Below are 19,892 nucleotides of genomic sequence, written 5' to 3' on the forward strand. Positions count from 1 at the left end.
ACAGGGCAAGCAGCCGGAGCGCGACGCACGCAGCACAGACGGGCTGGGTTATCATGCCGGGCATGCATCAGACCAAACAAGGACAACCATGGACCGGCTGATTGCCATGCAGGTATTTGTCGAAGTGGCGCGACGCGGCAGCTTTACCGCAGCCAGCCAGGAGCTGGATCTGTCCCGCGCCATGGTAAGCCGCTACATTGCCGAGCTGGAAGACTGGCTGGGCGCGCGCCTGCTGCAGCGCTCCACCCGCAGCGTCACGCTGACCGATGCCGGAGCCAGTTGCCTGGCACGCTGCCAGCAGATGCTGGAGCTGGCGGCGCAAACCCGCGAGGAAGTGGGGCTGCGTGATGGCCAGTTGCGCGGCCAGCTACGCATCACCACCAGCATGTCCTTCGGCATGGCGCAACTGGCACCGGCCATCAGCGACTTTCTGGCCGAACACCAGCAGATCCGTATCGACCTGCAACTGGGAGATCAAGCGGTGAATCTGATCGAGGAAGGCATTGATCTGGCCGTGCGCATCACCAATGCCCCGGAGCCGGGCCTGATCGCCCGCCGGCTGGCAGAGTGTGCGTCGGTCATCGTGGCCGCACCGGACTATCTGGCACGCCACGGCCAGCCACAGCAGCCGGCCGACCTCAAAGAGCACCACTGCCTGAGCTATAGCGGCTTTGGCCGCAGCGAATGGTGCTTGCGCCGCGGCCAGGAAGAAGTGCTGGTCAAGGTAGATGGCAGGCTGAGCGCCAATGAGGCGATGGCGCTGCTACAAGCCTGCCGCCACGGAGCCGGACTGGCCATGCAGCCCTATTACCTGGTCAAGCCGCTGCTACAAAGCGGCGAGCTGGTGGCACTGCTGCCGGACTGGCAACCCACCAGCCTGGGCATTTATGCGCTCTACCCTTCGCGCCGCCAGTTGCCGCTGGCCATGCGCACCTTGCTGGATTTCCTGCAGCAGCACTTTGCCCCCACGCCCCCCTGGGAGCAGCCCGCCGCGGCCAGCAGTGTTTATTGAAAACTCTGCCGCCACTGGCTGGGCGACACTGCATAGCGCTGGCGGAAGTGATGACGCAAGGATTCGGGCGAGCCAAAACCCGTCAGCCGGGCAATCTGCTCGATATTGTGATCGGCGCTTTCCAACAGGCGCTGGGATAAGGCCAGCCGCTCGTCCAGCAACCACTGGCTCACCGTTCGCCCGGTGAGTTGACGGAAATGCCGGGTAAAGCTGCGCCGGCTCATCGCCGCCTTGTCCGCCAGGCTGTCCAGGCTATGCGGCTCGGCCAGATTAGCCCTGATCCAGTCCAGCAGCACGGCCAGCCGTGAATCACCGGCACTGGCTGGCAACGGCTGCTCGATAAACTGCGCCTGCCCACCCTGACGGTGTGGCGGCACCACCAGCCGCCGCGCCACGCCATTGGCCAGCTCCGCCCCATAACGCTGGCGCAGCAGATGCAGGCAGCAATCCAGCCCGGCCGCGGTGCCAGCCGAGGTCAGCATCTGGCCATCTTCCACATACAACACCGTCGGGTCCAGCCTTACCTGCGGATAGCGAAGGGCAAAGTCCTCGGCATAAGCCCAGTGCGTGGTGGCGGCACGGCCATCCAGCAAGCCGGCCTCGGCCAGCACATAAGCCCCCAGGCACAGGCCGACAATCTGCACACCACGCGCCGCCGCCTGCTGCAGCGCCAGCAACAAGCGCGGCGGCACCGGGCGACCGGCCTCCCAGCTAGGCAGGATGATGATGTCTGCGCCGTCCAGCGCTTCCAGCCCATACTGGCAGCTAATGCTGAAGCCAGCCGAGCTTGGCAAGCTGCCAGACTCCACCGCGCACACCCGCAGGATGAAACGCGGCAGACCGGGATGCTCATCGCCAAACACCACACAGGGCACCGACAGATGAAACGGACTGATATGGGCAAAAGCGATCACGGCAATGATGGGCGCAGACATGACAGTACTCCGGACAAGACAGGATTGGCCCGATATTAACGCATTCTGGCAATCGGGCCACTATGGCAGGCTGCCCTGCCTGCTGATAATAAGCACCTGACCACCAGCAAGCGGAGCATACACATGGCAGCACAAGACAGCGCACTGATCGTGATCGATCTGCAAAACGACTATTTTCCCGGCGGCAAATATCCACTGTGGAATACCGCCACCGTGCTGGATAACTGCGTGGCGGCCATCGAACAGGCCAACACACTGGGTATCCCGGTGATTCTGGTACAGCATGTGGCCGACAGCAGTGAAGGCTTGTCCCCCTTCTTCAATGCCGGCAGCGAAGGCGTGGCCATTCATCCGCGCATTCTGGCCGCCGCGCCGCAAGCCACGGTAGTAATCAAACAGGCAGCCGACAGCTTTTACCAAACCACATTGCAGGCCACACTGGATAAGCTGGGCAGCCGCCAACTGCTGCTGTGCGGCATGATGACGCACAACTGCGTCACCCATACCGCCCTGTCACCCGCCGCCGCACCGTACGAGGTCAAGGTACTGGCCGACTGCTGCAGCACGGTGGACCAGATGATGCATGCGATTGCGCTCAATGCGCTGTCCATCCGGGTGCCACTGCCAAGCGCGGCAGAAGCCCTGGCCTGAAGCCCCGCATTCCTCTGGCCAAATAGAAAAACCGCCCGGTTCCGGGCGGTTTTTCTATTCTCCCGCTCGCTTCCGGAAAGGAAAGCGAGGCTCCCTTTCAGGGAAAGGGTGAGGGGATAGGGAATAGATGGCAAGCCTGCGAAATCGATTATTCAGTCGAAAGGCCCGGCTTGGCCGGGTCCAGTACAATCGCAGCAAATAACTTTGTCAGCAGCCAAAAACCCGCCGGATGGCGGGTTTCTGCTTGCAGCAAGATTGGTTCAGCTATCAGGCCGCGTTGACCGGAATCTTGCCGATCTTGACGCGCCATTCCGCCGGGCCGGTATTGTGTACCGAGATACCGTTGGAATCGACCGCTACCGTTACCGGCATGTCTTTTACTTCAAACTCGTAGATGGCTTCCATGCCCAGGTCGGCAAAGCCCACCACTTTGGAGGCCTTGATGGCCTTGGACACCAGATAGGCCGAACCGCCCACCGCCATCAGGTATACCGCCTTGTTGTCCTTGATGGCTTCGATGGCAGCCGGGCCACGCTCGGCCTTGCCGATCATGCCGAGCAAGCCGGTCTGTTCCAGCATCTGGCGGGTGAACTTGTCCATGCGGGTGGCAGTGGTGGGGCCGGCCGGGCCAACCACTTCGTCACGCACCGGATCAACCGGGCCCACGTAGTAGATGAAGCGGTTGGTGAAGTCCACCGGCAGCGCCTCGCCCTTGTTCAGCATGTCCACCATGCGCTTGTGCGCGGCATCGCGGCCGGTGAGGATCTTGCCGTTGAGCAGCAGTACATCACCCGGCTGCCAACTGGCCACTTCTTCCTTGGTGATCTTGTCCAGATCCACACGCTTGCCATTGCTGGTGTCGTAGGTGATTTCCGGCCAGTCTTCCAGGCTGGGCGGGGCCAGGTGGGCCGGGCCGCTGCCATCCAGATGGAAATGGATGTGACGGGTGGCGGCGCAGTTGGGGATCATGGCCACCGGCAGGCTGGCGGCGTGGGTCGGGTAGTCCAGAATCTTCACGTCCAGCACGGTGGTGAGGCCACCCAGGCCCTGCGCGCCAATACCCAGCGCGTTCACTTTTTCGAAGATTTCCAGGCGCAGTTGTTCTACGCGGGACAGTTCGGCACCGCTGTCAGCCTTGGCTTTCAGCTCGTGGATGTCCACGTGCGACATCAGGCTTTCCTTGGCCAGCAGCATGGCTTTTTCCGGGGTACCGCCAATGCCGATACCCAGAATGCCCGGCGGACACCAGCCGGCACCCATGGTGGGCACGGTCTTGATCACCCAGTCGACAATGCTGTCGGACGGATTGAGCGCGTAGAACTTGGACTTGTTCTCCGAGCCACCGCCCTTGGCCGCACAGGTCACTTCCACGCCATCGCCTTCGACGATTTCGAAGTGGACCACGGCCGGGGTGTTGTCCTTGCTGTTCTGACGCTTGCCAGCCGGATCCAGCAGCACGGAAGCGCGCAGCTTGTTGTCCGGGTTGTTGTAGGCGCGGCGTACGCCTTCGTTGACCATTTCCTGTACCGACAGGGTGGCGTCCCACTGCACATTCATGCCCACTTTCAGGAATACCACGGCAATGCCGGTATCCTGGCAGATGGGGCGACGGCCTTCGGCGCACATGCGGCTGTTGATCAGGATCTGCGCCATGGCGTCCTTGGCCGCCGGGCTTTCTTCATGCAGATAGGCCTGATACAGGGCGTCGATGTAGTCCTTGGGGTGGTAGCAACTGATGTACTGAAAAGCATCGGCGATGCTTTGAATGAAATCATCCTGACGGATAACAGCCATGAGCGGTCTCTCCAGCGTAGGGGCTTTAGGAATTGTCGGGACATTTTAGGCGCTTGCGCCTTATTGCGCCATGCCCGTGCCGGCTTGGCATGCTCAGCGGCCCGCCATCGACTGCAGGTGCAGCGAGAAATCATCCACCGCCTGTTCCAGTTCCAGCAGCAGGCCGGGCAGGCCATCCACCCGGCCTGCCCTGGCCGCCTGCTCCAGCCTGGCGGCAATCTCGGCAAGGCTGGCCGCCCCCACGGTGCGGCTGGCCCCTTTGATGCGATGCGCCAGCGCCACGCAGGTCGGCAGATCGCCCTGCTGCCAGGCGTGCAGCAACAGGCCCAGATCGGCCTGCTTGTCTTGCAGATAGTGCTGCAGCAAGGGCAGCTCCAGCGCCCAGTCGCCCTGACTCAGATCAAACAGCACCGCTCGGTCCAGCACCGGCAAGGACGCCGTATTGCTGAGCGCGCATTCAGGCAACCAGGGGGACAAGGCGGTGCAATCAAAAGAACGGGGCAGCCAGCCATCCGGCATGGGCTCAAGCGCTTGCGGCAGGGCATGCGGCTGTGGCAGCACCACCAGCAGCGGCGTGTGGCCGCGCCAAGGCTGGATGCTTTCCAGGCGGCGCATCGGCGGCAACAAGGCCGGCAGACTGCAACCGGGCTGCGGCTCAGCCAACAGCAGCGCCGCCACCGCCTGCTGCTGCCAGCATTGCAAGGCCGCCGCCACCGTGTTGACGGTGTTCAGCGGATAGCCCGCACCCTGCAATTGCCGCTGTAGCTGCCCGCTTTGCTCGGCATCGGCACACAGCAACAAAACCGGCCAGCGCCCAGCCACGGCGGCACAAGGCGAAGTCTGTGCCTCGGGCATGCTCGGCTTGAGCTGCAGACTGATATGCATGCCGCGCGCACCGGACTCCAGGCTCAGCTCCGCCCCCAGGCTGCGCGCCAGTTGTCGGCAGTGCAGCCAGTCGGCCTGGGCGTGCCGACCCTTGCGCGCGCGCGCCGGTCCGCAGTGCTTGCCCGCCGACATGCTGGCGTCGCCTGCGCGACTGGCGATCAGCTCCAGGGTAAGAATCTGGCGCATGTGCTGCTGTGCCCACACCTGCGCCTTGAGCACCAGCCTCCCCCCGGCCTGGGCAGGCAAGACCAGCGACAGCAGTTGCATCAGCAGTTGCTGCAGTACGGGAAGGTCCAGTTGCAGCACCGCGGCCAGTGCGCTGTCCAGTTCCAAGCTGAAATCCACCTGCAGGTGCTGGGCCTGCGGCTGAAAGCGCAGATGCAACTGCCGCAGCAGGCTGGCCAGGGCAACATCATCGGCGGGCCGTACCAGTTGGCGGGCAGACAGCAAGGGCGGGATCAGGGGCGGGCGGGATTCAGGCATCGATAGCGGCATCGGTGGCAAAGGGGGTGGCGCCGGTCTGACAACACTGGCGGGAATCAGGAATAAGGCAGTTGCCTGGTATGGCCGTCACGCTGGATGGCCTTGACATGATACATGGCATGATCAGCCTGGTTGACCAGTTGTTCGGCGGACGTACCGTCGCGCGGATAAAGACTGTAGCCGATGCTGGCCCCCACTTCCAGCCTCTTGTCTTCCACAATCATCGGCTCGCTGATGATCAGGGCCAGCTTGTCCAATAGCTCGGACAGGGCATCGGTGGAAAAACTGCCTTGCAGCAGGATCAGGTACTCATCCCCGCCCATGCGCGCCACCATGTCGCTGCCACGCACCGCATGCTGCAAGCGGCGGGCAACCACTTGCAGCACTTGATCGCCAACCGCATGGCCATGCTGGTCATTGATCTGCTTGAAGTGGTCCAGATCGACAAACAGCACGGCAAACTGTGCGCCACTTCGCTGCGACAGGGCCAGCATTTTTTCCAACTGCTGGAAAAACAAGGCACGGTTGGCCAGGCCGGTCAGGCTGTCGTGGTGCGCCAGGTAGCTCAGCTCGCGCTGACTGTCGTACAGGCTGGCCATATGGCTGTTGATCTGCCGCTGCATGCGGTCGAAATTGCGTGCCAGCACCCCAATTTCGTCATTGCGCTCCACCGGCAGCGCTACCTGCTGGCGGGTATCGGGAAAACTGCAGGCCGCCTGGGCCAGGGTATTGATGGGACGCAGCATGGCGCGGGCAAACACCACCGCCAGCAAAATGGCGATGACACTGAACGCCAGTACCATGTGGATAATGCGCTGCCCCAGTGGCGCAGCCAGTGCCAGTACGCTATCTAGCGGCTGTACCAGGCCGGTCACCACGAAATCATCCCGGCTGCCGCGGCCGATGGGCAGGCGGACAAAGGCCATCACCTTGCCGGCGGATTGTTCCGGCTGCGCCAGGCCGCTCAGCGCCAGGCTCCCCGCCTTGCGCTCGAACAACAGATGGGTGGGTGCAAAACTGTCCTGCATCAGGATGCGTCGCCCCTTGTCAAAGCCAAAAGTCTGCGTCGGATCGGGGTGAACCAGGAAATCACCCCAGCGATTGGCCATGTATAGCTGGTAATCCTTGGGCAAATCCAGTTGCAACTGGCTGAGCAGCCGAGTCAGGTCCAGATTGATGACCAGCAGACCGCCGGGCCGGCCATCGCGACGGGAAAGCGGAGTCGCCACCATCAGGCCTGGCCGCCCTTCCGCATCATGGGCGGCCCGCTCATGGTTGACGGCAATGGATGACTGATAAATCTGCCCGGCAGGAACCAGCAGGGTTTCGAACACGTAGGGAAAATGTCCCTTCTCCTGCAAATCCTTGTCGTCCACCCGCAAGGTCAGCCCGCCCTGGCTATCCACCCGCACCAGTTCCAGTCCGTTGTTGGCGGCACCGATCAACCTTACCTGCAGGTATTCCGGATGCAAGGCCAACATGGAGGCAAAGGCTTGGGCCAGTTCCTGCTTGGCAATGCGCAATCGCTGCGCTTGCTGGCCGTTGATAACCCGCTCCACATCCACCAGGCGCGACAACAGCAACGCATCATCGGCAGCTTCTTCCACCGACTGCGACAAGCGGCGGTTAACCCCGCGAGCCGCAGTAATCAGGTCACTCTGTGCCGCCGACACCAGCATGGCGCGATTGACGGTATAGGCGTAGTAGCCGGTGATGCCGGAGGCGAGAATGCCGAAGATGGCCAGCAAGAGCGCCAGTTTGACCAGAAGACCGGGACGCATGGCTCAGAAGCTCCCCGGCCGGTCGCCAGAATAGATTTTCTGCCACAGCGCTTCACGCCGGGCAGCATCCTCCACCGGCTGCAGCCACAGTACGCGCGCGCCGGCAGTCAGCTCATTGCTGGGTGACAGGGTGTTGGCCAGGCCCTGGCGCGTGGGCAGCAGGGCGCTGACAGAGGGCTCCAGCATGTAATTGATCCATTGCTGTGCCAGCAATGGCTTACGCGCGGCAACCGTCATCGCCCAGCAGTCCAGCCAGGCCAGCACGCCTTCGCGCGGAATGGCATAGCCGACATCGGCCCCGGCCTGGCGCAGGGAGTTGAGCTGCTGGGTGCCGTAATTACCAAACATCACGGCAATCCGATGGCGGATGAACAGCTCGCTGGCTTCTTCCGGCAGGGTGTAATAGGTCAGCACATTGCGCCGCAGGGCAATCAGCCGCTGCACCAGCATGGCTTGCTGGGCTGCCGACAGTTGGAATGGCTGGCTGATGCCGCTGGCCAGCGCGGCAAAGGAAAAATTGTGCTGCCCGCTGTTGAAATCCAGCACCTTGTGGCGATAGCGCCGGTCCCACAGCACATTCATCGAATCGGGAGGCCGGGAAAACTGGCGCTTGTCGTAGATGATGCCCATGGTGGAATAGGTATACGGCACGGCATACAGCCGGCCCCGCTGCTGCAGGCCGGGAATGGCGGCCAACTGCCGGAAGCGCGGCAACTGGCGGCGGGTATTGGGCAGCAAGGCTGGATCAAGCGGCTTGAGCAGTCCGGCGGCATAATAACGCTGCATTTCGGCGGTGTTGGCTGCCACCACGTCAAAACGCGGGCCATTGGGCGCATGCATGTGCGCCCACAGTGCCTCGTCGGAATCGACAAAGGTCACTTCCACGCTGGCCTGGTAGCGCTGCTCAAATGCCTGCACCACATCCCGATCCGCATAACCCGGCCAGGCCAGTACGCGCAGCACGTCCCTGGCCAGCGCAAGCTGGCAGCACAACAGGCAGCCGATTATCCCCGCAAGCAGGCTGTGTATTCTTGTTGCCACGTTTGGTTTTCTTTTTTCAATCTGCCGTTTGATTTTTGAATGTAGCTGCTTATCAAACTTATCACCGGATTTTTTTACAGAAATTTCTTAGCCAGCCAGGCGTTCGCGCCAACTTGCAGCCCGCTGCAACAATGCGCCGGCCAAAGCCTGCCGCAACAAGGGCAGAAGCCAAGCCGACCGGCCGGCTTTGTCGCAGGACACAGGCCGCTGGCACGGCATCCGCCGCCGGCAAAAGCAGGAAGCCTGCCCCCGGTGCCACTGCCATAGCGGCGGCAGCTTCCCGCAGCATGGCAAACCGTGCATGCGGCGCGCCCATCGGCACGTGCCGATTATCCACCCCTGCTGTGACAAACCATCGTTGGCAAGCAGCATGCCGCACCGGCAAATGCAGCAGCGCTGCGCCATTGCGCCAGCGCCACCGCACGCCAATGCACCAAACAGCGGCACGAAATAAGCGGCACACACCTTTTTGGTGCATCTGCACTGTTTTGCAGCATGCAATACCGCCCCGCCCTTCCCCAAAAGCGGGCTGGAAACGGCCATTTCCGGGCATTGCGGAACCAGGCTGGTGCGCTTTTGCACCAGCTGGCACTGCCCTTGCTTTAAGGAGGACACAAAAGCCGACAACAACGGGACTCGCCATGCCAACTGCCAACGCACCATCAGACGTACTGTTTCTGCTGCTAGGAGCCATCATGATCCTGGCCATGCACGCCGGTTTTGCCTTTCTGGAACTGGGCACCGTGCGCAAGAAAAACCAGGTCAACGCGCTGGTGAAGATTCTCACCGACTTTGCCGTCTCCGCCATTGCCTACTTTTTTGTCGGTTACACCGTGGCCTACGGGGTCAACTTCCTGGGTGATGCCCGCCATATCGCCGATCACCATGGTTATGAGCTGGTGAAGTTCTTCTTCCTGCTGACCTTTGCCGCCGCCATTCCGGCCATCGTGTCCGGCGGTATTGCCGAGCGTGCCAAGTTCCACCCGCAATCTGCCGCCACCTTTTTGCTGGTAGGCCTGGTGTATCCCTTCTTCGAGGGCATTGCCTGGAACAACCACTACGGCGTGCAGGACTGGCTGAGCCACAGCTTTGGCCAGCCCTTCCATGACTTTGCCGGTTCGGTGGTGGTGCATGCGGTGGGGGGCTGGATTGGCCTGGCTGCCGTGCTGAATCTGGGTGCGCGCCGTGGCCGCTACAGCAAGGAAGGCCGCATCTCCGCCCATCCGCCCTCTTCCATTCCGTTTCTGGCACTGGGGGCGTGGATTTTGATTGTCGGCTGGTTCGGCTTTAACGTGATGAGCGCGCAGCGTCTGGATGGTATTTCCGGCCTGGTGGCGATCAACTCGCTGATGGCCATGGTGGGCGGCACGCTCAGCGCCATGTGGGCTGGCAAGAACGACCCTGGCTTCATTCACAACGGCCCGCTGGCCGGCCTGGTGGCAGTGTGTGCCGGCTCGGACATCATGCACCCGCTGGGCGCGCTGGTGGTGGGCCTGGTGGCCGGTGGCATGTTTGTCTGGCTGTTCACCCAAACCCAGAACCGCTGGAAGATTGACGACGTGCTGGGGGTATGGCCGCTGCACGGCATTTGCGGTGCCTGGGGTGGCATTGCCGCCGGTATTTTCGGCCAGAGCGCGCTGGGCGGTCTGGGCGGCGTCAGCCTGCTGTCGCAAGTGCTGGGCACCGTGGCCGGCGTTGCCGTTGGCTTTGTCGGCGGTTATGTGGTGTATGCGCTGCTGCGTAAAACCGTGGGCATCCGCCTGGATGAAGAAGAGGAGTTCAACGGGGCGGATCTGACCATCCACCAGATCAGCGCCACACCGGATCGCGAAACCAACTGGTGATTGATTGATGGTCGGGCCTGGTGCGCGGGCCCGACTACCTTGTCATAATCTTGATCCGCCTCAGACATTGGCGGTTTTGTCCGACAAGAGGACACACAGCGCGCAAGGCCTCCGCTATGCTGACGACAAGTGTTACCCGCAGGCAGCTACCGGAATCATGAGCACGCAATTTTCCCCGCACGGCAGGCGCTCCCTGCGCACTCGCATCACCCTTGGCATGTTGCTGGCATTGGTGCTTACCCTGTGGCTGGCCACCTTGCTGATCAGCCATAGTCTGCGCCAGCAGATGGAAGACACCATTTCCGCCCAGCAGTTTTCCACCGTATCGCTGGCGGCACGCGAAGTGGACCGCTCGGTACGGGAGCGGGTGCAGGCACTGCAGTCCCTCACCACCCAATTCAAGGGCAAGCCGGTCAGCACCGCAGCCATTCAGCCGGAACTGCTGCGGCGGCCGATTCTGCTGATGATGTTCAACTGGGGCATCGTGGTGCTGGATAAAAACGGCGAGGTAAAAGCCAGCATACCGGAAAGCCTGGGGCGCAATGGCCGCTCCTATGCCGACAGCGCGTTTTTCCGGCTGGCCATGCAGCACGGCGGACGCTATATCACGGAGCCGATGCAAGGCCATTACAGCGGCCAGCCGGTGATTTCCATGCTCGAACCGCTGCTGGATGCCCATGGCAAGCTGGTGGGACTGATCATGGGGGTCACCAATCTGGCGCAAGCCAATTTTCTGGATGACATCAGTTCGGCGCGCTATGGTGCCACCGGCAGCTTCTTCATTACCGCACCGCAAAGCCGCCGCTACATCATGTCCTCGGACAAGCAGCGCCTGCTCAAGGCCGGCCCGCCGCCCGGCATCAACGCCTTGTATGACCGCTATATCAATGGCTATGAAGGATCCGGGGTGGCCATGAGTTCACGCGGGGTGCTGGAGCTGTCTTCCAGCGTACACATCAAGTCCACCGGCTGGCTGATGCAGTCGGTGCTGCCGGCGGAAGAAGCGTTTGCCCCCATCCACACCCTGCAGCACCAGTTGTTCGCCCTGGCGCTGTTGCTGACCTTGCTGGCCGGCGGCCTGTGCTGGTGGTGGCTGCGCCGCCAGTTGCTGCCGCTAAGCGAAGCCACCCAGTTGCTCACCCGCATGGGCGATGGCGAACTGCCCAAACAGCCCTTGCCAGTGAGCCGGGCAGACGAAGTGGGCCTGTTGGCCACCTCCTTCAACACACTGCTGGAACGCATCCAGCGCGAAGAAGAAAAAGCGGCCGAACACGCCGCCAACCGCTTGCTGCGCAAGATCGTGTCGCAGATTCCCGGCGTGGTGTTCCAGTACCGCATGTTCAGCGATGGCCATGGCTGTTTTCCGTTTGCCAGTGAAGCCTTTTACGACATCTACGGCATCCGGCCGGAAACGGTCAACCAGTGTGCCGACCCGATTCGCAATATGGTTCACCCGCTGGATCGCGACAGCTTCTTTGAAGCCCTGCACCACTCGGCACAGACGCTGACGCAATGGCGTACCGAATACCGCATCTGCCTGCCGGACGGCCAGATCAAGTGGCTGCTGGTGGATGCCATGCCAGAGCAAGATGGCGACGAAGTGCTGTGGTACGGCTTCATTGCCGACATCAGCCGCCACAAGAGCATGGAGGCGGAGCTACGCATTGCCGCCACCACCTTTCTCACCCAGGAAGGCATCATGGTCACCGACCCGGAGGGCTGCATCCTGCGGGTGAATCCATCCTTCTGCCAGATTACCGGCTATGACAGCGCCGACGTGGTGGGCAAAACCCCCGCCGTGCTCAGTTCGCACCGCCATCCGGCGGCCTTTTACCAGCAATTGTGGCAATCCCTGCTGGAGCACGGCGCCTGGCAGGGAGAAATATGGAATACCCGCAAGAACGGCGAAGTGTTCCCGGAATGGCTGACCATCACGGCGGTAAAGGACAGTGCCGGCCACACCAGCCATTACGTGGCCATCTTCCAGGACATTACCGAGCGCAAGGCCGCTGCCGATGAAATCCAGACCCTGGCCTTTTACGATGCCCTCACCCACCTGCCCAACCGACGGCTGCTGCAGGACAGGCTGCAACATGCGCTGGATGCCGCCCGCCGCCAGAAGGCATATGGTGCGCTGCTGTTTCTGGACCTGGATAATTTCAAGTCGCTGAACGACACCATGGGCCACGATATCGGCGACATCCTGCTGCAGGAAGTGGCCGGCCGCCTGCTGCGCTGCCTGCGCACCGGCGACACGGTGGCGCGGCTGGGGGGAGACGAATTCATCGTGATGCTGGAAAACCTGGGCGCACAGCGCGATCAGGCCATGCGCGAGGCCGAAACCGTAGGCCGCAAGATTCTGGCCACCCTGCATCAGCCCTACCAACTGCGCGGCCAGGACTACCGTGGCAGTTCCAGCCTGGGCATTGCCCTGTTTGCCGACGAAAACAGCAGCAGCGAGGACATTCTCAAGCAGGCAGACCTGGCGATGTACCAGGCCAAATCCGCCGGGCGCAATACCCTGCGCTTCTTCGACCCGCTGATGCAGGCGGAAATCAATGCCCGTACCCGACTGGAAGCAGAGCTGCACCAGGCACTGGAACAGGGCGAGTTCAGCCTCTACTACCAGCCACAGATCCATCACGGCCAGCCCTGCCGCAGCGTGGAAGCCCTGCTGCGCTGGCATAGCCCGCAACATGGGCTGATGCTGCCGGCGGCCTTTATTGCGCTGGCAGAACAAAGCAACCTGATTCTCGCCATCGACCACTGGGTACTGCAGCAAGCCTGCATCCAGTTGGCCGAATGGGCCAAGAACCCTGCCACCGCAGGACTGAGCATTGCCGTCAATGTCAGCGCCCGCCAGTTCCACCAGGCAGACTTTGTCAGCCGTGTCAGCGCACTGCTGCGCGAGAGCGGTGCCAACCCCACGCTCTTGAAGCTGGAAATCACCGAAAGCCTGCTGCTGATGAAACTGCGCGATGCCGCCTGCAAGATGAACAGCCTGCGCGCCATGGGCATCACTTTTGCGCTGGACGACTTTGGTACCGGCTACTCATCGCTGTCCTACCTCAAGCAGTTGCCGCTGGACCAGGTAAAAATAGACCGCAGCTTTGTGCGCGATGTCCTGGAGAACAGCAACGACGCAGCCATCTGCAAGGCAGTGATCGCACTGGGACAAAGCCTGGGGCTGGCCGTCATTGCCGAAGGGGTGGAAACCAGCGGCCAGTACGATTTCATGGTGGCGCAAGGCTGTCTGGCGGTGCAGGGCTTCCTGTTCAGCAAGGCCATGCCAGCCAGTCAACTGCCTGGCTGGCTAAGCCAGGCCCAGCCGCATGGTATGGCGGAAAATGCAGCGGCAGGCTGAAGCCGGATGCAGCCTCAGCCGCTGGCGCTGGCTGTGGCCTGGTGCTGCCGCGCATAGGCAGTGAATTCTGCGGCCGGCAGTGGCCGGCTAAACCAATAGCCCTGCAGTTCCTTGCAGCCATGGCTGCGCAGTATTTCCAGCTGCGCTGCCGTTTCCACGCCTTCGGCAATGGTCAACAGGCCCAGACTGTCCGCCATGTGGATGATGGCGGCAACCAGGGCGCTGTCTTCCGGATCGGTCTCGATGTCGCGCACGAAGGTCTGGTCTATCTTCAGCTTGTAGACGCGGAACTGCTTGAGCAGGTTGAGCGAGGAATAGCCGGTGCCAAAATCGTCGATCGACATGCGTACTCCCTGCTCGTGCAGGGCATTCATCACGGCAATCGCCTGCTGCGGATCGTACATGGCCACGCCTTCGGTCAGCTCCAGCTCCAGACAACTGGCGGGCAGGCCTTCTTCCTGCAGGATGCGCGCCACCAGTGCCGGCAGATCGGCCTGGCGGAATTGCACCGCCGACAGATTGACCGCCATCACCAGCGCCAGCCCCTGATCCCGCCACTGCCTGGCCTGGCGTACTGCCTGACGCAATACCCACTCCCCCAGCTGCAGAATCAGTCCGCAGTCCTCCGCCACCGGGATGAATTCGCCGGGCGAAATGCTGCCCAGCTCGGGGTGGTTCCAGCGCAGCAGCGCTTCGGCCCCCACCAGACGGCCATCCGTCATGGCCAGTTGCGGCTGGTAGTGAATGCTCAGTTGCTGCTGGTCCAGCGCCGTGCGCAGTGCATTCACCAGTTGCAGGTGGCGTGTGGCCTTTTGCTGGATGGCGGCGGTGTAGAAGCGGTAGCAGCTGCGTCCGGCTTTCTTGGCCAGATACATGGCGGCATCGGCACAGCGCGACAGGGTTTCCAGGTCCTGGCCATCCTGTGGGCACACCGCAATGCCGATGGAGGCCGACACGTTCAGATCGTAAGGGTCTACCCGACACGGGCGGGCAATGTTCTCCAGCAGCGTGTGGGCCAGTTGCTCGGCACGGGCGGCATCGGCATGCGGCAGCAACAGGATGAACTCGTCGCCGCCCAGCCGCGACACGACAGCACCTTCTGGCAACACCACGCGCAGCCGGGCCGCCAGCCTGACCAGCAGGGCATCGCCCACGCTGTGGCCCAGCGAATCGTTGATGTCCTTGAAATGATCCAGGTCGAGAAACATCAGCGCCAGGGCCGTCTGTTCGCGCGCAGCTTGCTGCAGCGCCTGCTCACACTGTTCTTCCAGCATCACCCGGTTGGGCAGGCCGGTGAGTACATCGTAATGTGCCAGGTAGCGGATGTGCTGTTCGTTCTGCTTGCGCGAGGTGATGTCGCGGGTAATGGCCAGCAGCATGCTGATGTTGCCGTCTTCATCGCGCATCGGCGCAGCATGGGTTTCCAGCCAGCGTCGGCTGCCACGCAGGCCGGTAATCTCGAACTCCAGCGTCCGGCTCTCGCCATTCATCACCGCCTGGTGCAGTTGGCGGAAGTCCGCGTGATATTCCGGGCGGATGAAATGCAGCAAACCCAGTTGCTGCACCTGCGGCAGGCTGTCGACTTCCAGCATGCCCATGCCGGCGCGGTTCATTTCCAGCAACTGGCCATCCCGCGCCACCACCTTGATGCATTCCGGCTCGGTTTCGATGATGGTGCGCAGGCGCTGCTCGCTTTGCTGCAGGGCGGCGCTGGCTTGCTGGCGCGCCTGTTCGCGCTGGAAGCTGTCCAGCGCGTAATCCAGGTCCATCACCATTTCCTCGATCAGCTTGCGCGCGGCCAGATCAAAAGCATGCGCCTCCGCACTGTACAGGGTGAGAGCACCGATGATGCGCCCCTCGCGCTGCAAGGGCAGTGAGGCCGACGCCCCCCAGCCGTACTGCTCTGCCCTGGCATGCCAGGGCGCGGTTGCGGGATCGTTGCGGAAGTCCTGGCACCACTGTGCCAGGCCGGTCAGCACGGCCCGTCCGGTAGGGCCATGGCTGAGCGGATCGGCAGCATCGGTGGCCAGCGGCAAGTCGCTCAGATAGTCGGTGCCACTGCCAAACGCACACAGTGGCCGGATCTGCCGCGCTTCCTCGTCTAACAGCCCTACCCACACCATCTTCATGCCACCATGCACCACCGCCGCCTGACAGATCTGCTCAAACAGCTCGTGCGGGTCACGGCTGCGTACAATTGCCTGGTTGCACTGGCTCAGGGCGTTGTACAGCCCGGTCAGACGCTGGTTGCGCGCATCGGCCAGCCGGCGCGCTTCGTCCAGTCGCTGCAGCTTGGACCAGGTTTCGGCCAGCCAGCCCATTACCGTGTTGCCGGCAGGGGGCGGCAGGGCAAGCGGAGTGGAAAAATCGCCACTGCCCAGCCGTGCCAGGCTGGCGTGCAAGTCGGCTACCGAGGCACCAAGAATGCCGTGCAGATTGCGCCGCAAGCTCCAGAGCAGCGGAATCAGCAGCAGGAACAAGGTAATGAACAGGCTGCGCAGTTGCCAGGCATAGCGTTCGGCATCGTGTACCGCCTGTGCCGTGCGCTGTTCCGACTGGCGGTTAAAGGCGGCAATCGGCTGCATGATGCCGGCCTTGGCGCGCTGATAAGCCGCATCGTGCAACATCTGGATGGCCTGCTGCCGCTGCGGCGAGTCCAGTGGCGGATTGCCGGCCACCAGACGCATGGCGGCCAACTCGGTACGGGTCAGGGCATCGGAATTGGCCTTGGCAGTGCTGAGCATGGCCATTTCTGCCGGGGTGAAACCGGCGGCGCGCATGCGCTGCAACAAGGACGCGGCAGGCGCGGTAGGCGGCGGGTGCTGCGGGTCTTCCAGCACCTGGTCCCAGTAGCTGCTCTGGTAATCGACAGGCCGCGGTGCCTTGCCATCGCGGATGGCCAGGATTTCACGGTAGTGCTGCTGATAGTGCGGATTGCCGGTTACCACATAGGTGCGCACCATGCGGGTCAGGTCTTCGCTGGTCTGGCGCAACTCCCCGGCCAGCAAAATCGATGCATGCCGCGCCTCGTTGGCCTGATCAATGGCCTGCTCGGCCCGCACATACAGCACAAAGCTGACAACAACGGCAACAAATACCAGCAGGATCAACCAGTAGTAGCGGGAGAGCAGCAGCAGTTTGCTCTTGACGGTCAGCATGGCCTTGGCAGCCCTTTGTTATCGTATGGCCCTGATGGCGAGAGGGGTGGGCGTATTTGCCTGATTATGGCGCAAAAACAGTAGTTTCACAGGTTGAATCAGACAATAGCAGCCTTACTATACGCTCAGTTCGCGGCTGCACGCGCGCAGCACCGCCTGCTGTCAGCAGCCGGCAACAGCATGTTCAGCCGACGGAAACTGCCCTATGCTGCCGTTTCACCCCGACTCCTTCAGGACAACACATGACATTGGCGCAATGGCTTGATATCCCCTTCTCCATCATTCAGGCACCAATGGCTGGGGTGCAGGGCAGCCGGCTGGCCATTGCTGTCAGCACCGCCGGCGGGCTGGGCTCGCTGCCAGCCGCCATGCTGTCCGCCACGCAGTTGCATGCCGAACTGCAGGCGCTGCAAGTGCTGGGCGGAAAGCCGTACAACCTCAACTTTTTCTGTCATCAGATGCCGGCGGACGATCCGGCCCGCTTGGCCGGCTGGCAGACAGTGCTGCAGCCCTACTACCAACAGGAGGGCCTGAGCGCCGCCCCCAGCAGCGCGGCACAGCGTCTGCCCTTCAATCAGGAGATGGCGGATATGGTCAGCCATTACCGCCCGGCCGTGGTCAGCTTTCATTTCGGCCTGCCCGCGCCGGCGCTGCTGCAACAGGTGAAAGCGGCGGGCTGCAAGGTGCTGTCCTCGGCCACCACCGTGGCCGAGGCGCGCTGGCTGGAAGCCAACGGCGCGGACGCCATCATCGCCCAGGGGCTGGAGGCGGGCGGGCATCGTGGCATGTTTCTTGATATGGACCTGGACACGCAGTTGGGCAGTTTTGCCCTGTTGCCGCAGGTGGTGGCCGCGGTAAAGCTGCCGGTGATTGCGGCCGGTGGCATTGCCGATGCGGCCGGGATTGCCGCCGCCATGCGGCTGGGCGCTGCCGGCGTGCAGCTAGGAACCGCCTATCTGCTGTGCGATGAAGCCGACACCAGTGCGCTGCATCGTGCCGCACTGGGCAGACCACAAGCCGCGCATACCGCACTGACCACGCTGTACAGCGGCAGACCGGCGCGCGGCATCGTCAACCGGCTGATGCGCGAGCTGGGGCCACGCCACCCGGCGGCTCCCGCCTTCCCGCTGGCAGCGGCAGCACTCGCCCCCTTGCGCGCCGCGGCCGAAGCACAGGGCCGGGATGATTTCAGCCCGCTGTGGTGCGGGCAAAATGCCAGCGGCTGCCGCGCGGTTTCTGCCGCCGTGCTCACCCGCCAGTTGGCCGGCCAGACGTAAGCATTGCAAAACCGGGTAAAGCCCGGCAACGGGCAGGCCGGGGCTTGCTAGTCTGGCACTGTCACTGGCTACCGGAGGCCCGACAGATGCCATTTATCCAACGCCCTGCCCTGCTGATATGCGGGCTGCTGCTGGCGGCTATCGCCCATGCCGCTGCTCCGCCGCCTGCGCCCGCCGCTGGCGATATGCCACCTTCTGATGACCCGCAGCCAGCGGGCCATGCGCCACCGCCGGAAGCCTTTGCCGCCTGCGCCGGTCAACATCCGGGCGACCAGGTGCTGCTCAGGCTGCCAGGGCAGGCCATCAAAGCGCGCTGCGTCGATATTCAGGGTCGGTTGGCGGCCCGGCCAGAGCAGCCACCGCCGCCACGGCAATGAAAAAAGCCCCGCGATGCGGGGCTTGCTGTGCGGTCAGCGGGTAACAACAAGGCCATCTCAATCGGCAAACCCGGCCGCAATGCGACTGCACTCGGCCTGCCAGTGCGCCTTTTCCTCCGGTGACAGCCAGCTTGCTTCAAAACCGTTCTGGCACAGTTGGAGGATTTCCGCCTTGCTCAGGCCCAGTTCCCGCGCGCAACCCAGGTAGTTTTCCTGCACATAGCCGCCGAAATAGGCCGGATCATCGGAATTGACCGTGGCACACAGACCGGCTTGCAGCAACTGGCGCAGATTGTGGTCCTTGAGCTGGTCAAACACCCGCAGCTTGATATTGGAGTAAGGGCATACCGTCAGCGGCATGCGGCTGGCCACCAGTCGCGCCACCAGGCTGGCATCTTCCAGCGCACGTACACCGTGGTCGATACGGCATACCTTGAGCAGATCCAGCGCTTCCCACACATAGGCCGGCGGACCTTCTTCGCCGGCATGTGCGACGCAGGGCAGGCCCAGTTGATGACAGGCGGCAAACAGGCGGGCGAACTTGGCCGGCGGATGGCCCACTTCACTGGAATCCAGGCCGAAACCGTCGATTCCGGCCAGGTAAGGCCTTGCCTGCTCCAGTACGACAAAGCCGTCTTCTTCGCTCAAATGCCGCAAAAAAGACATGATCAGCCGCGAACTGATGTTCAACTGGGCTCGGGCATCATCCAGCGCACGGCGAATGCCCTGGTAAACCGTACCAAAGGCAATGCCCCGCTCGGTATGGGTTTGCGGATCAAAGAAAATCTCGGTATGCACAACCTTGTCATCACGGCAGCGCAGCAGGTAGGCCCAGGTCAGGTCGTAGAAATCCTGCTCGGTCTGCAGTACGCCGGCACCGGCGTAGTAGAGGTCGAGGAAGGATTGCAGATTATCGAAATCATAAGCCGCGCGCACCGCCTCCACCGTGGGATAGGGCAGGCTGATGCCGTTGCGCTCGGCCAGGCGGAACATCATTTCCGGCTCCAGGCTTCCTTCGATATGCAGGTGCAGCTCGGCTTTGGGCAAGGCGCTGATCAGCGCCGCATGGGCATGACTCATGGTATTTCCTGGCAGAAGCCCGGGAAGCCAAGCAAAAACGCCTGTGGCTTCACATCGAGCAAAAGCAGCATGATAACCATTGCCGGGCATGGACAGAAGCCCGGTTTGCGTCCATTTACCGGCACCAGGGCCGCCAGTGAGGCAGACCGGCCGCATCTGGCGGCAAAATCTGCAGGATTGCGCACGGACGTACAGCGGGTTTGGGGTAAA

The 19,892-nt window shown here is 62.5% G+C and carries 13 protein-coding genes; 6 read left to right on the plus strand and 7 right to left on the minus strand.

Annotated features, from left to right (window positions below; all coding sequences use genetic code 11):
- Positions 1-88: 88 nt before the first annotated feature.
- Positions 89-1,012, plus strand: a complete 924-nt coding sequence (locus tag DLM_RS14795; protein ID WP_089085720.1) for a LysR family transcriptional regulator — start codon at positions 89-91, stop codon at positions 1,010-1,012.
- Here DLM_RS14795 and DLM_RS14800 read toward each other — a convergent pair.
- Positions 1,006-1,947 carry a GlxA family transcriptional regulator gene (locus tag DLM_RS14800; protein ID WP_089085719.1) on the minus strand — a complete coding sequence of 314 codons (942 nt, stop codon included), beginning with the start codon at positions 1,945-1,947 and terminating at the stop codon, positions 1,006-1,008. The two genes, DLM_RS14795 and DLM_RS14800, sit on opposite strands and share 7 nt — an antisense overlap.
- 123 nt (positions 1,948-2,070) lie before the next feature.
- Between DLM_RS14800 and DLM_RS14805 the strand changes: the two genes are divergently transcribed.
- Positions 2,071-2,598 (plus strand): cysteine hydrolase family protein, encoded by a 528-nt coding sequence (locus DLM_RS14805; RefSeq protein ID WP_089085718.1) that lies wholly within the window; start codon positions 2,071-2,073, stop codon positions 2,596-2,598.
- A gap of 267 nt (positions 2,599-2,865) precedes the next feature.
- Here DLM_RS14805 and DLM_RS14810 read toward each other — a convergent pair whose 3' ends face one another.
- From DLM_RS14810 to DLM_RS14825, 4 genes are all read right to left on the minus strand, one after another.
- Entirely contained in the window at positions 2,866-4,392 is a 1,527-nt protein-coding gene (locus DLM_RS14810) for a fumarate hydratase (RefSeq protein ID WP_089085717.1), read from the minus strand.
- A gap of 93 nt (positions 4,393-4,485) precedes the next feature.
- Positions 4,486-5,760, minus strand: a complete 1,275-nt coding sequence (locus DLM_RS14815) for an Hpt domain-containing protein (protein WP_197715421.1) — start codon at positions 5,758-5,760, stop codon at positions 4,486-4,488.
- A gap of 56 nt (positions 5,761-5,816) precedes the next feature.
- A complete protein-coding gene (locus DLM_RS14820) occupies positions 5,817-7,541 on the minus strand; it encodes a diguanylate cyclase domain-containing protein (RefSeq protein ID WP_089085715.1) in 1,725 nt (574 codons plus the stop codon).
- Positions 7,542-7,544: 3 nt separating this feature from the next.
- On the minus strand, positions 7,545-8,582 hold the full coding sequence (locus DLM_RS14825) for an extracellular solute-binding protein (RefSeq protein ID WP_231959864.1): 1,038 nt from the start codon (positions 8,580-8,582) through the stop codon (positions 7,545-7,547).
- Between the two features lie 641 nt (positions 8,583-9,223).
- Between DLM_RS14825 and DLM_RS14835 the strand changes: the two genes are divergently transcribed.
- Positions 9,224-10,426: an ammonium transporter gene (locus DLM_RS14835; protein WP_089085712.1), complete on the plus strand. Its 1,203-nt coding sequence runs from the start codon at positions 9,224-9,226 to the stop codon at positions 10,424-10,426.
- Positions 10,427-10,583: 157 nt separating this feature from the next.
- A complete protein-coding gene (locus tag DLM_RS14840) occupies positions 10,584-13,790 on the plus strand; it encodes an EAL domain-containing protein (protein WP_167467125.1) in 3,207 nt (1,068 codons plus the stop codon).
- 14 nt (positions 13,791-13,804) lie between these two features.
- Here the strand turns inward: DLM_RS14840 and DLM_RS14845 are convergent, their stop codons facing one another.
- The gene (locus tag DLM_RS14845) at positions 13,805-16,948 is read right to left on the minus strand and encodes a putative bifunctional diguanylate cyclase/phosphodiesterase (RefSeq protein WP_089085710.1); all 3,144 of its coding nucleotides are present in this window, start codon (positions 16,946-16,948) and stop codon (positions 13,805-13,807) included.
- 242 nt (positions 16,949-17,190) lie between these two features.
- On the opposite strand from DLM_RS14845, the gene DLM_RS14850 reads away from it, so the two are divergent.
- Both DLM_RS14850 and DLM_RS14855 read left to right on the plus strand, forming a co-directional pair.
- Complete coding sequence (locus DLM_RS14850) at positions 17,191-18,225, plus strand: NAD(P)H-dependent flavin oxidoreductase (RefSeq protein ID WP_089085709.1); 1,035 nt, start codon at positions 17,191-17,193, stop codon at positions 18,223-18,225.
- A gap of 86 nt (positions 18,226-18,311) precedes the next feature.
- A complete protein-coding gene (locus DLM_RS14855) occupies positions 18,312-18,602 on the plus strand; it encodes a hypothetical protein (protein WP_089085708.1) in 291 nt (96 codons plus the stop codon).
- Positions 18,603-18,659: 57 nt separating this feature from the next.
- On the opposite strand, the gene DLM_RS14860 is transcribed toward DLM_RS14855, so the two are convergent.
- On the minus strand, positions 18,660-19,682 hold the full coding sequence (locus DLM_RS14860) for an adenosine deaminase (RefSeq protein WP_089085707.1): 1,023 nt from the start codon (positions 19,680-19,682) through the stop codon (positions 18,660-18,662).
- Positions 19,683-19,892 lie beyond the last annotated feature (210 nt).

Origin of the sequence: Aquitalea magnusonii, assembly GCF_002217795.2 — a bacterium.
Taxonomy (GTDB): Bacteria; Pseudomonadota; Gammaproteobacteria; order Burkholderiales; family Chromobacteriaceae; genus Aquitalea; species Aquitalea magnusonii_B.

Excerpts from the sequence above, each read along its gene's own strand:
- DLM_RS14795 (WP_089085720.1), top strand. The coding sequence starts at position 89 with ATGGACCGGCTGATTGCCATGCAGGTATTTGTCGAAGTGGCGCGACGC.
- DLM_RS14800 (WP_089085719.1), bottom strand. The coding sequence starts at position 1,947 with ATGTCTGCGCCCATCATTGCCGTGATCGCTTTTGCCCATATCAGTCCG.
- DLM_RS14805 (WP_089085718.1), top strand. The coding sequence starts at position 2,071 with ATGGCAGCACAAGACAGCGCACTGATCGTGATCGATCTGCAAAACGAC.
- DLM_RS14810 (WP_089085717.1), bottom strand. The coding sequence starts at position 4,392 with ATGGCTGTTATCCGTCAGGATGATTTCATTCAAAGCATCGCCGATGCT.
- DLM_RS14815 (WP_197715421.1), bottom strand. The coding sequence starts at position 5,760 with ATGCCTGAATCCCGCCCGCCCCTGATCCCGCCCTTGCTGTCTGCCCGC.
- DLM_RS14820 (WP_089085715.1), bottom strand. The coding sequence starts at position 7,541 with ATGCGTCCCGGTCTTCTGGTCAAACTGGCGCTCTTGCTGGCCATCTTC.
- DLM_RS14835 (WP_089085712.1), top strand. The coding sequence starts at position 9,224 with ATGCCAACTGCCAACGCACCATCAGACGTACTGTTTCTGCTGCTAGGA.
- DLM_RS14840 (WP_167467125.1), top strand. The coding sequence starts at position 10,584 with ATGAGCACGCAATTTTCCCCGCACGGCAGGCGCTCCCTGCGCACTCGC.
- DLM_RS14845 (WP_089085710.1), bottom strand. The coding sequence starts at position 16,948 with ATGCTGACCGTCAAGAGCAAACTGCTGCTGCTCTCCCGCTACTACTGG.
- DLM_RS14850 (WP_089085709.1), top strand. The coding sequence starts at position 17,191 with ATGACATTGGCGCAATGGCTTGATATCCCCTTCTCCATCATTCAGGCA.
- DLM_RS14855 (WP_089085708.1), top strand. The coding sequence starts at position 18,312 with ATGCCATTTATCCAACGCCCTGCCCTGCTGATATGCGGGCTGCTGCTG.
- DLM_RS14860 (WP_089085707.1), bottom strand. The coding sequence starts at position 19,682 with ATGAGTCATGCCCATGCGGCGCTGATCAGCGCCTTGCCCAAAGCCGAG.